The 12,695-nt window shown below is 34.3% G+C and carries 13 protein-coding genes; 4 read left to right on the top strand and 9 right to left on the bottom strand.

Translation table 11 applies throughout. The annotated features are described in order from the left end of the window. The 3 genes from WKI77_RS06000 to WKI77_RS06010 all read right to left on the bottom strand — a co-directional run. A partial coding sequence (locus WKI77_RS06000) for a M13 family metallopeptidase (RefSeq protein WP_337860920.1) occupies positions 1-1,622 on the bottom strand: 1,622 nt, incomplete at its 3' end. A 44-nt stretch (positions 1,623-1,666) separates the two neighbouring features. Beyond that, a complete protein-coding gene (gene glpK / locus WKI77_RS06005; RefSeq protein ID WP_337860921.1) occupies positions 1,667-3,136 on the bottom strand; it encodes a glycerol kinase GlpK in 1,470 nt (489 codons plus the stop codon). A 47-nt stretch (positions 3,137-3,183) separates the two neighbouring features. Then, positions 3,184-3,585, bottom strand: coding sequence for a cupin domain-containing protein (locus WKI77_RS06010; protein ID WP_337860922.1), 402 nt, complete (start codon positions 3,583-3,585; stop codon positions 3,184-3,186). A 100-nt stretch (positions 3,586-3,685) separates the two neighbouring features. On the opposite strand from WKI77_RS06010, the gene WKI77_RS06015 reads away from it, so the two are divergent. Continuing rightward, entirely contained in the window at positions 3,686-4,171 is a 486-nt protein-coding gene (locus WKI77_RS06015; RefSeq protein ID WP_337860923.1) for a GNAT family N-acetyltransferase, read from the top strand. A gap of 5 nt (positions 4,172-4,176) precedes the next feature. Here WKI77_RS06015 and WKI77_RS06020 read toward each other — a convergent pair whose 3' ends face one another. The 3 genes from WKI77_RS06020 to WKI77_RS06030 form a co-directional block, all read right to left on the bottom strand. Then, positions 4,177-5,532 (bottom strand): dihydrolipoyl dehydrogenase, encoded by a 1,356-nt coding sequence (locus WKI77_RS06020; protein WP_337860924.1) that lies wholly within the window; start codon positions 5,530-5,532, stop codon positions 4,177-4,179. A gap of 178 nt (positions 5,533-5,710) precedes the next feature. Next, on the bottom strand, positions 5,711-6,193 hold the full coding sequence (locus WKI77_RS06025; protein WP_337860925.1) for a DUF4411 family protein: 483 nt from the start codon (positions 6,191-6,193) through the stop codon (positions 5,711-5,713). Further along, positions 6,181-7,305, bottom strand: a complete 1,125-nt coding sequence (locus tag WKI77_RS06030) for an ImmA/IrrE family metallo-endopeptidase (RefSeq protein ID WP_337860926.1) — start codon at positions 7,303-7,305, stop codon at positions 6,181-6,183. Before WKI77_RS06030 ends, WKI77_RS06025 begins: the two co-directional genes overlap by 13 nt. A 307-nt stretch (positions 7,306-7,612) precedes the next feature. On the opposite strand from WKI77_RS06030, the gene WKI77_RS06035 reads away from it, so the two are divergent. Further along, on the top strand, positions 7,613-7,954 hold the full coding sequence (locus tag WKI77_RS06035; RefSeq protein ID WP_337860927.1) for an amino acid permease: 342 nt from the start codon (positions 7,613-7,615) through the stop codon (positions 7,952-7,954). A gap of 163 nt (positions 7,955-8,117) precedes the next feature. On the opposite strand, the gene WKI77_RS06040 is transcribed toward WKI77_RS06035, so the two are convergent. Beyond that, positions 8,118-8,321, bottom strand: a complete 204-nt coding sequence (locus tag WKI77_RS06040) for a hypothetical protein (RefSeq protein ID WP_337860928.1) — start codon at positions 8,319-8,321, stop codon at positions 8,118-8,120. 115 nt (positions 8,322-8,436) lie between these two features. Here WKI77_RS06040 and WKI77_RS06045 point away from each other — a divergent pair, with 115 nt between their 5' ends. After that, a complete protein-coding gene (locus WKI77_RS06045; RefSeq protein WP_337860929.1) occupies positions 8,437-9,183 on the top strand; it encodes a hypothetical protein in 747 nt (248 codons plus the stop codon). Between the two features lie 161 nt (positions 9,184-9,344). Beyond that, positions 9,345-10,691 (top strand): hypothetical protein, encoded by a 1,347-nt coding sequence (locus tag WKI77_RS06050; RefSeq protein WP_337860930.1) that lies wholly within the window; start codon positions 9,345-9,347, stop codon positions 10,689-10,691. Positions 10,692-10,694: 3 nt separating this feature from the next. Here the strand turns inward: WKI77_RS06050 and WKI77_RS06055 are convergent, their stop codons facing one another. Next, complete coding sequence (locus WKI77_RS06055) at positions 10,695-12,002, bottom strand: APC family permease (protein ID WP_337860931.1); 1,308 nt, start codon at positions 12,000-12,002, stop codon at positions 10,695-10,697. A gap of 67 nt (positions 12,003-12,069) precedes the next feature. Then, positions 12,070-12,695, bottom strand: a 626-nt coding sequence (locus WKI77_RS06060; RefSeq protein ID WP_337860932.1) for a transposase, incomplete at its 5' end; no start/stop codon positions are given.

A 12,695-nucleotide genomic window follows, 5' to 3' on the forward strand; every position in this document is an offset into this window, starting at 1 on the left:
GGCAGTATTTCCATAGAAGAATAAAGTTTTACAACTTTTTCTGCCATAATATCAAAGCGCTTTTTATCGCCCTCTGTCCACCAGTTAACCATATTTCCATGTTCATCGAAATGGCTTCCCTGGTCATCATAGCCATGTGTTATTTCATGTGATATTACGCCACCTATGCCACCATAGTTAACTGCATCATCCAGTTCAGGATTAAAGAATGGAGGCTGCAATATCCCTGCAGGAAATACTATTTCATTGCCCGTTGGATTAAAATACGCATTTACTGTTGGCGGTGTCATAAACCATTCTGTCAGGTCAACATTCTGGCCGATTCTCTTCAATTGCCTGTTGATTTCAAACTTTGCAGACCTGTCAATATTGCCAATATAATCATCCGGTTTAATCTCTATTGATGAATAATCCTTAAAATGCTCAGTATAGCCTATCTTTGTCCTGAAACTTGAGAACTTTATAAGTGCTTTTTTCCTTGTTTCTTCAGACATCCATGGATTCTTTTCAAGCCTTTCCCTGAAAGTATCCTTTAAATCGTTGACAAGCACAGTTATTTTTTCAACAGCTTCCTTTCCAAAATATTTAGCTACATATGCCTGGCCAAGTGAATCTCCAATCGAAGCGTCTATTACACTTACTGCCCTTTTCCATCTTGGTGCTATTTTTTCCTGCCCAAGCAAAGTTTTTCTGAAAAAGTTAAAGTTTTCCTTTACAACTTCTTCATGCAAAAATGGTGCACTGCCTGTAAGTACTTTCCATTTTAAATATTCAGCGAGATCTTTTCCTTCCATATTCTTTATAAGTTCTCCAGTTTGTTCAAAAAATTCCGGTGCATCAATAACAACATATTTGAGATTATTTACCCCAATTGCCTTAAAATACTTATCAAAGCCAAAATCTGGATATTTTTCATAAAGCTCCTCTGCAGAAAACTTATTGTATGCTTTTTCCACATCCCTTAAATCTGTTTTGCTTCTGCTGTTCTTTGCCATCTGGGTTTCTATTGATAAAACAATTTCAGATGACTTTTCGGCTTCAACCGTACGGTAGCCATACAACACAAACATATTTTTTACATGTTTTTTGTAAGCATTCAAAATTTCTTTCATTTCTTCCTTTAAATAATAATCTTTATCAGGAAGAGACAGTCCATCCTGATTTATATAAAGAGAGTAAATCTCTGCATTTTTAGCATCTTCTGCACTTGAAATTGCAAATGGGAGCTGTACGCCTTCCATTGTTAAGAAGGCAAATAAATCTGGCATATTGCTTCCAGCCATTTTATCTATCTTTTCCATGGTATTTTTAATAGGAGAAAATCTTAGTTTTTCTATTATTTTAGTATCCATAGCTGATTTGTAAAAATTGCCCAGCAATCTTTCATTATCATTTTCAGGTTTCTCTGCTGCTTGTTCAAGTATATGCTTAAGCAAATACATGTTCTTTTCATAGAGCATGTCAAATGAGGCATATCTGGATTTATCCTCTGGAATTGGTGTTTCTTCAAGCCATTTGCCATTGCAAAATCCGTAAAAATCCGTTGATGGATTTCTTTTGCGATCCATATAATTTACAGAAAATCCAATATCCTTTTTAAGTATATTTTCTGATTCTTCCATATATTCTTATTGCCAGATTTTATATAATGTTTCCTGAACAGGCACTAACTTTTCCATTCTAAAGCCCTCAATACAGCTCTTTGCCATAATACATATTTATCTTTTACAGCATGTTTTTCTTCCTGGGGGAAATAAATCTTTTCTGCCGTTGGCATGGAGCTTATTTTGTTGATATTCCAGAATCCTGCAACAATTCCAGCGATGTATGCTGCTCCTGCAGCTGTGACCTCGACATTTTCTGTCTTGATTATTCTTTTATCAGATAAGTTTGCCTGCAACTGCATTAGAAAGTCGCTTCTGGTTAACCCTCCGTCAACTTTCAATTCATTAACTGGCATAATTTTTTCAATTTCATGCAATACATCCTGTACCTGATAAGCCACAGATTCGTAGGCCATTCTTGCCATTTCATTTCTTCCTGTGGAATAATTGATTCCTGAAATAATTCCCCGTGCATCTGGATCCCAGTATGGCGATCCGAGCCCGGTAAATGCAGGAACAAGGATTGCCCTTAAATTTTCAGCATGCCCTGCCATTTCCTCTAATTTTTCATAGGAATTTACCTTTAATAATTTTTTAACCCATTCTATTGCTGCTCCTGCACTGAATATGCTGCCTTCTATGGCATAACTTGCCCTTTTTTCTTCAAGGGCGTATGCTATAGTTCCTGTTAAAGGACCCGGATCGGGCAATTCATTTCCTGTGTTTGCCAGAACAAACGCACCGGTTCCATATGTAGTTTTACCCATTCCATTAAAGATGGCTCCATGGCCGAAAAGCGCTGATTGCTGGTCTCCTATTATGGAATATACAGGTATTTTTGTACCTGATCCTATCGATATAGTCCCATATTCATTCAGGGATGGCTTCGTTTCAGCAAGCATAGATTCTGGTATATTGAAAAGCTCCAGAAGTTCATTATCCCATTCCAGCTTATGTATGTTGAAAAGCATCGTTCTTGAAGCATTGGTGTAATCGGTGGCTTCCGGTTTTTTATTTCCAAGATTGTACAGGAGCCATGAATCAACCGTTCCAGCTATGAGTTCATTGTTTTTTGCCTTAACTCTGGCATTACCAACGTTATCCAGGATCCATTGTATTTTTCCGGCACTGAAGTATGGATCTGGCCTTAAACCTGTTTTTTCCCTTAGCATTCCGGTATATTCTGCCACACTTTTCATAATTTTTTCAGTGCGGCGGTCCTGCCATACAATCGCATTGTATACAGGTATGCCTGTATTTCTATCCCAGACCATGGCTGTCTCTCTTTGATTGGTGATTCCTGCTGCAACCATATCTTTTGCTTCGAGCTTTGCCAATTTTAAAGCTTCATTTATTGTTTTTTTCACTGCTGAAATTATAAAATATGGATTTTGCTCCACAGATCCATCCTCAGGATAAAATGATATCATCTTTGTTGCCGATCGGCTTTTTATTTTTCCTTCAGAATCAAATATAACAGCCTTGCAGTTTGTTGTTCCGGCATCTATTGATAATATATATTTTTCCGCCATGCAGGTATAATATAAATATAATATTTTAAATTTGTATAAATAATTGTTTATTTTTCCATTTTATTTTCACTGTTGCCTTCATAAACTGGAATTATTTTCATATTTTCAGTATAATTAATTACACATATAAATTCCAGGTCTATCTTCCCGGTATTTTTTATTTCATGTGTTGCCTTTGTATCAATGAAAATAAAATCACCCTGATGAAGTTCCATATTTTCCTTATTGACTCTAACACTGCATTTCCCTTTTATGATATACAGGCTTTCAAAATAATCATGATAATGTAGTTGAATGAATCCATCTGGCTTTATTATAAATCTTCTCATTGCATATGCTTTTTCCTGCTTATCTGTTATGAGCCACTGTATGTATGTATCTTTGGAATTCCCAACTTTTACTTCCTGGCTTTCAACATCTTTTATATTTTTCTTATAATAGCCTTCCATGAATTATATATTGATAAATATATTATAAATTATTGTACTTGTAAATAGCCACACCAAAATATTTATCAGGATTATGTGAATTTATAATTGTGGGAGTTCAATGCCAGAAGTTATGATAAGCCATTCAATAAATGTGTGGTTGCCACATAATTATAGATTAATCAGGAAATCTGATATCGGCAAAAAATTTATTTCGGAAGATAGGAAAATGCGGGATTACCCGCTTTCATATTTCTATAGCTGGAGCAGGGATGATAACAACATTGTTATTGTTAAAGAGTCAGGCAATGGTGATCTGGATGGAATAATAATGTTTCGCCTTGTCCCGGGAACGGCTCAGCCTGATAAAATTGTAGTTGAAATGCTGGCAAGGAACTTTGCAATTCCTGGAAGCTCTGGAACGGGCCATGATCTGTTAAAAATCTTAGAAAACTATATTGCCATACCATTGCACATTAAAATAATTGAGATTGAAGCTGTGAAGAGCCTTGAAGAATATTATAAGTCCTTTGGGTATGAAAGAATAAATTCTTATTTCGATACTTCGTGGAAGGAAATAGTGAATATGGAAAAAAGAATTCAATAATTTAATCAAAATAATTTTCTTGCCGCAGTATCAAGGCCTTCAAATGTCATTGGATGCTGATGTGCCAGTTCAGCAAAATCTCTAGCAGTAAGGCCTTTTGAGATTCCCATACATATTTCATTTATTATATTGCCTGCATCATTTCCAATAATATAGCCGCCTATTAAAACAGAATCTTCATCAAATAATAATGTAATTTCTCCGTCCATTTCATTATACACTTCAGCTAAAGTGTCATCAGACATTTTATAAGTTACTGATGTATATTTTATGTTTTCCTTTCCTGCGATTTCTGGTGTAATTCCAGCAAATGACATATTTGGAACGGAATATAAGGTAAATGGAACTGCTTTTTTGCTAAAGCGATCTATTACTGTATCGCCAGCCATGATATTGTATGCTGCCACAAGTGATTGCCTTCTTGCCGCATGGAATAATGGTGCAATGCCATTTACATCGCCTGTAGCATATATGTTTTTAATATTGGTCTGCATTCCTGAGTTTACATGTATTCCATGCCTATCAAATTCTATTCCAGCTTCTTTTAAACCTTCTGGGAAATTGGGCTCCCTGCCTGTTGCAATCATAACCATATCTGTGATTACATTGTCAGTATTTCCATCATTATCTTTAACAATTGTTTTATACCTGTTTCCGTATTTTTCTATTGCAATTACTTCGTTATTCAGGTGTATTCTCATTTCAGGAAGCAATGCAGTTAATTTTTCTACTATACTGGAATCCATATCCATGAGAATTCTATTTGACCTTTCAAGAAGTTCTACTCTTGATCCCATCAATGACATATATGATGCTGTTTCAACACCGATATAGCCCCCTCCTATTATTGCAATGGATTCTGGAATTTTCTTTACTTCTGGATCTATTTTAAAGAGATTTGCACTGTTAATTGCATATTCTATTCCTTTAATTTTGGGAATAAAAGTATATGCACCGCTTCCAATGATTAAATGCTTATAATTAAGGGTTAAATTTCCCTTTTCTGTTTTCACTTCTACTGCCTTATCATCCAGTATTTTAGCTGTGCCTTTTAAAATTTCTAAGCCTGCATCCATGAGCTCTTTTTCATGGTGTTCATATCTTATCTTCTGGACTTTATCTTTTCTTTTTATTACATCAGAATATTTCAGTTCAAAGCTGGCAAAGTCTTTCATTCTCTTATAATTATGAACTGTTTCTATAATGGCTTTCGATGGTACACAGCCTTCTGAAAGGCAATTTCCTGACATGATGCCCTTATCATCTACCATTAGAACACTAAAACCTGATTTTTTAAGCCTGAAAGCTGCAGGATAACATGCACCACCTGCACCTATTGTTATAACATCGTATGATTCCATTATATTGTATTATTATTCTTTATAAAAATATGTTGAAGGGTCCTAAATACAAAAATAATTAGAGCAATTTTATTTCAATTATCCTGTTCAATTTCTCTTAAGGGATAATGATATTTTAATTGATAAACACAGTTATAATTGGAATTCTCTGGTACCAATTTTCCTATTGCAAAAATGTTTAGAATTCCCAGTTATTAACCTGAAAAAATTTCAAAATACGGATGCATTCTATGTTGAACTTTTTCGCTATGTCTGGTATATGATTCTTTTTGGTGTCTTCCTCGGTAATTATTTTAATGTGATTGTCCTGCAACATGCTATTATTCAAAATTATTGAAGTTGCGATTAAATATGGATCTGCAGGATCGTTTTCAGTATTATTAAGCCTTGAATTATTTATTATTTGTGGATAATTGGCTGTTATTGTATATGCTTTATACATTATTTCTGAACTGGTCTTTAGGAAAAAATCTTTTTTATTCTTGAACCGGGTATATACCTTGTCTCCACCTTTTTTTAATTCACTCAATACCTGTTCTATTGTACGGAGTCTGCCATTACTAATTTCAATATCAATATTATTATATAATGTCTTGAATACGTTTTCTGGATATCTTCTCTCAAGGTCTATAAGTGATGATGTGTCGATCAAATATTCCATTTGTTCACCTTTTCCATTAATTGATCATAACCACTGATTTTTATATTTAAAAACATTAAAGCATCACTCAAAGTTATTTCATTTTTTAAATAATTATCATTAACGAGGTTTATATATTTATTTCCATATCCAGATCGCACTTTTGTATAATAATTGACTTTGGCTTTTTTATTATTCTCCTTTTTTTTATTTTCAATGAATTTATTATATGCATCTTTGTAATCAGTTATATAATTTAGTTTGTATAATCGATAAAAAATCATAGAATAACTTAATTTATATTTGTTAGAAAGATAGTTTACAACTTTTTCTATATTTTCGTACTTTTCCCATGAATCTATTATTAAACTGTCACTCATCAGGAAATATGAGGCGAAATTATTGCACCATGTTTCTATATTATCGCTCGAAGAGAAATAGGCATAATCTGAATTAACAATATCACTTTCATTCTTTCTTATCAGTATATGGGCATATTCATGGAATAAAGTAAATAATCTGGCTGTTGGATCTTCCTTTGAATTTAAAACAATAAAAACTGGATTTTTCCCAGTAAGTGAAAATCCTCTTATATCATTAAAAGACATCTGCATTACAAATATATTTTGATTTTCCATATTGCTTCTAAATTCATTCAATGCCATGTATTTATCTTTCATATCTTCCTGGTTACTCAGACTTAAGAACTTTTTTCGTTCTTTTATTGCCACTTCTTCCGGATCACTATCAATGCTATAAAATTCTATATCTGGTTCTTTTTGCATGCCAAGATTTTCATCAAGAGTTTCAACAACGTCCTGATAAAATTTAATTTGCTTGATTTTTAATAGTGTATCATATGATTTTTCAATTTTTCCATTATAATCTCTAAAAACGCCCATTGGGATATCTAGCGGAACTTTTTCTGACATAAAGGCAAGTGGAGCTATTTTAACTATTTTAGAGAGTTTTTGAAGTTGTACATATGTGGGTCGATCCTCTTTATCGATCCATTTTTTGAACGTACTTTTTTTTATGCCCATTTTTTTAACGAGTATATCCTCTGGCATGTTTATTGCTTTAATAGACCATTTTATAATGTCAGGATTTACATTAACTTTAAATGAACTCATCAAATGCATATAAATAAAATCTATATAAATTCATATGCCCAATAATTTATACCCTGAAGTTTTGGCTATTGCCCTTATAATTTAAATTTTATTTTAAAATATACATTGATTAATTATGAATAAATTTAATAATACATTTTAAGCTTAGCAATTTGATATTTTCTGGTAGTATATTTTAAGCATTATGGATAAGACTTTAGTACTATCAAAAAATAATAAATTATATGGAGAATTCAAATACTGATAACATAATATTATTAAAAGGAAACCAGGGCTAAAAAAGGATCTAACATTTAATCAGTTCTTTATGATAGGGCTTGTGGGTTCTTTCGGAAATGGAGCTCTATTTGGTACAGTCATCATGGTAGCTGGAGCTGGCCCTGAAGCAATACTTGCATTCATCCTTGGTGCTATCATTTATTCGGCTATAGGATTTTCTTACATGGAGCTTGCAAAAGTTTATCCTGAAGCAGGTGGTCCAACAAGGTATACAATATATACGCATGGTAGACGGACAAACATAATCAATGCAATGTCCGATCTAATATGGTACATTTTTATTCCTCCAATTGAAGTTATAGCAATTATAGCAGGATTAAATTATTTTGACCCGATATTTCTTTCAGTAACCGGAGCACCTACATATTAGGGTGTTATTATCGGGCTTTTGCTCATGCTTGGGCTGGTTCCGTTCAATTATTACGGTGTAAAACAGTTTGGCCGAGCATCATTGTACACAGGTGCTGTGAAAATATTCTTTTATCTATCAATGTCCCTTAGATTAATATTCATGTCTTTGATTATAAAGATCTTTATGCATACCATGGACTATTTCCATATGGGCCAACTGCATTATTTGCTATTATGCCATTTGCAATATACGATTTTGGAGCTATAAGGGTAATACCCGATCTGGCTGAAGAAACACATATGAAGGATAAGATTCCCCAAGCTATTGGACTTGTAATATTTCTTGAGACATTAATATACATAAGTGTGGCATATACTGTGCTCATGGGTACAAACTGAAGCCTCCGGGGGGTTATACCAGGGCATTTCAACCAGCTAACACCAGCATTCCATGGAGATAATCCATTTTTTATATTAGGAAAACAAAGTGGTGTACTTTATGTGTTCATAGCAGCAGTAATTACAGGAGTACTTGCTCCATTTGTTACCGGATATATTTACCTTGGTTCTGGAACAAGAGTTCTTTTCTCCATGGGAAGATCTGGATATATAAGCAAATCCCTAAAATCCATAGATGAAAAGCACAGCATACCGCTGGTTGCGCTTATTGTCTTTGCAGCTGTTGGTACATTTTTAGTGTTTGTAACAGCCCCTGATCCAAGCATATATACATTTATTGATGATGCAACAGCTGCAGGATATATAGGATTGATAACAACACCAATTGCCTTAATGGTTTCAAGGAGGCAGGGAGCAACCAAAAAATCGGATATGGTGAGGGGAATGAGCATTATAGCTCCTCTGGTAACGGGAGCCAGTGGGCTTATTGTATTCTGGACGGGGTTGCCTTCTGAGCCATATGCAGTTATACTTATAGCCGCTGGTGCAATAATTTTCGGAATATGGTCAAAAGTAAAAATAGGGATAAAGAATGTACTGTGGTATGTACTGTTCATCGGATTTGTTACATTTATGGTAGCTACAAGCCATGATGGGCTCACATTTTCCATAATCCCACAATTTTTCGGATACCTTCAGGGAACTCTAATTACATTCCTTGTATCGACACTGGTAATTTATCCTCTTGGCGTAATATCTGGATTTAAAAAGCAATTCATACATACAGATTTTACCGAAGAGCTTTATACCAAAAAAGGAGCTGAAGAGTGGAAACAGAGCCAGCAATAAAATTAAATTTTTTACAACCAGCTACAATTAATAATTTTTACATTAAGAGCCAATAATTTATACATCTATAAATTTTATTAAGGTCTTTAATGAATTTTATATGTTATACTTCATTATGTGCCAGTAAACAATATTTATAACAGTTGCTTATATATTTGTGCATGGCCAGGGAACACATTGAAATCAAAAAAATTAAAGGCCAAAATTACGCTTATGCCACAGTTAATTTATGGGATAGCAAAAATAAAAAAGAAATAAAAATGAGCAAGTATCTTGGAAAAGTAAATGAAAATAATCAAATAGAAAAAAGGATAAATCTCCCGGAAAGTGCTTACCAGTATGGTGATCTTGCATTTCTGGTATCAATGAATTATAATATGATCAAGAAACTTTCAGGGAACTACGATAAATACTGGAAAGAGATTATAACATGTGCATTGATTACAATAGTTGGAAGAATTCCATTAGAATACGTTAAAGGATATTACAAGAAAACAATATTGTACCATTACTGGCCAAAACTTAAGCTTGAAAAAAAGAATATTTCCTCCATGCTAAGGTATCTGGCATATAATAAAGCCATATTTGAAAATTTGGAAGAATACGATGAAACTGCACTCATAATGCATATGGAAATAATAATACCAGTATATTCATTAAACAGCAAAAACAGGAATGGCACGGTTACCCTTGATATTGTATTTGACCCCGTTCTAATGCGAATTTTAAACGTAGAATTTTTTTCTGGAACTGAACATATGTTTTCCAGATTTTTAAGCAGAACAGATGAGGCAGCAAAGTATGATGGTGTCTCAATACTGGATTCATCACATTATAATAAAATTAATTTAAACAGATTACTAAAGGAAAACAGGATTTTTATTATAGAATTGCCAGAAGATGAAAGGGTAAAATTTATGAAAAAAATTGACCTTTCTGAAAATATTATTCTTCAAAGAATATATAACACACTTTTAAACAGGTACTTGTATTATTACAGGTTCAGTGACGGAAATTTGCATTATTTTATTATGGATGATTCATACCACGGTGAAGATACATATGTAAAAACAAAAAATAATAAGAATATCATTATCGCATTATCAAATATGGATATTGATTCAAATGTAATTTATCAGGCGATTAATATCAAAAAATTTATGTATTCTTCAATATCCAGCTCAAAATATCGGCTGGATTCCGACAGCAAAATGATCCATGGGCAACTGGAATTGGAGGGTTATATTCTATTAAACGTTATTACATTAAAATTATATTTATCCCTTTACAGGAATACAATAATTCCAAATCCAGGGAGGCACAAGCTCATTGATACATTGATGATTGAATTATCCAGAATAAATATGTATCTTGTCAAGGGTGATCTGTATCTTCCAAAAATTAATAAATCAATTTTATCAGATTTAATGTCGGTTGGGGGCGTGGACGATAGAATGTTTTCAAATGAGTTATTTAAAAGCCTTCAAAATAAACAAAATAATTTATAAAAATTATTCTTTTTTGTATATTTCGCTCTGGACTTCCAAATCTGTCATTCCAGCATTTTTTATTTGTTCTGGATGCTTTTTTGCATATATTATTATAAGAACTGCTGAAATAATTATAAACACAACAGCGGTAATAATAGCATAATCCACAGGGTAAGCAGGAGGAACAAAACTATAATACATTGCTACTGCAAGTATTATTGTTGCTGCCCCTGGAATTACAGCGTGTGTTAGAATTTTAAATTCCTTCAATTTTTTGTATGTTGCGCCAAGGCCAAAGTTGCTCAGTATATGGCCTATGAATAGTGCAGCTGATGATGCTGTAACAAGGTAAAGGAAACCATAATAAGGGCCTATCAATATTCCAGCTACAAGGGAAACAAAATACGCAACGCCTGCCATTGTTATTATGGCAATATAGGGTGTTTTATACTTTGGATGGACTTTAGAAAATATGGATGGGCCAAGGCCATCCCTGCTCATTGAAAAGATCATTCTTGAGCTTGTATTTAATGGAGCCAGAGACCCTGCAAAAAGGCTGTTTATTATAAAAACAAATAATAATATTGTAAATGGAAGGCCAATATACTTATCTGCTACAATTAACCCTGGAACACTGGATTGGAAGAATGTAGACATTTTTGAAACTCCCCAGCCCACTGTCAATGCATACGAAGTAAGTACAAATACAACGCCTGTGATAAGAAAACTTATTAAAAGTGCCTTTTTTATATTCTTCCTGGGCTGTTCTGCTTCTTCCCCTAGTGTAACTACAGCTGAGGAACCGGACATAGAAAATATAGCAAGCACCATGCCTACTGCCACAGCTGCGAAACCATCTGCCGGTGCCGGAGTAAATGGGGCAAGGGTATTTTTTGATCCAAGTGCAACTATTATTACAACTGAGGTAATAACTAATAGGGCTATTTCAATAACAGAAGCGATAAAACTGTATGCCAGTGATGGCTTTATGCCAAGATACGCTATTATTGCCAGTATTACTATAAAAGCCGTCATCATTGGAATCCAAGTATAAGTGCCTATATTTATGCCAAGAAAATATGATATTGTTCCTGGAATGAATACCCCAGTTGTGAAAAGTATTGCATTTGTTATAACCATGAAATATGAGAACCCCATCATGTACCCTATAATTAAGCCAAAGGTAGGATTTGCGCCCTGTGAATTAAATGTGTAAAATCCACCTGAACCGTTAATTTTCTTAGAAAACTGGTATGGAGTATTTATCCATAGCAAAACACCAAAAATTGAATTACATATGCGAGAGGCAATGAACCGTTCTTCAAACATTGTGCATTGTTATGCAACATGTTCATTCGCAGCGTAGGCAGTCTCAGTCCTTCCTGCTCCGGGCATGTCAGGTATGCCCGGTGTACAGGTATTCATTCTTCATGGACTGCCAAGAGGCTGACGCACTCACGGGGAACGGTTCTCCGCAAAGGTCAAGGCCACGGAGGGCTATTGCAAGTGATGCAATCCTGTCCCTGTTGTAGTCCTGACCACAGTTTGTGCATCTGGATATTTTCCACTTAGGGTGCTTTAATTTATCACCGCATACAGGACACTCAGATGAGGTCCCACGTGGATTAACATATACTATTTTTCTTTCAGATTTGTATTCAACCATTTTCTGGAATTCATAATATGGCCATCTGTTCAGGTATGTCCTGAATTTCTTTCCCTTATTATCACCACTCTTTCTTATTCCTTTTAGGTCTTCGAATACAAAAGATGCTTCAGGGTTATCCTTCACGAGGCTTGCTGAGGTTTTGTGCATTGCATCCTTTATTCTATTTCTCTGCCTTCCCCTTGCCTGTTTCAGTTTCCTGTTTCGCTTCTGAGGATTCCTTACATGCTTCTGCAGTTTCTGCCTCCTCCTCGAGAAGCTATTCTGTATCTTTGCAATGTTTTTCACAGGTATGGTCTCTATATGGGTAATCTGGTTATCTTCAGTAGTGATGGTGGTGAGGTCTATGGTATTGA

Origin of the sequence: Ferroplasma sp. (genome assembly GCF_037442045.1) — an archaeon.
Taxonomy (GTDB): domain Archaea; phylum Thermoplasmatota; class Thermoplasmata; order Thermoplasmatales; family Thermoplasmataceae; genus Ferroplasma.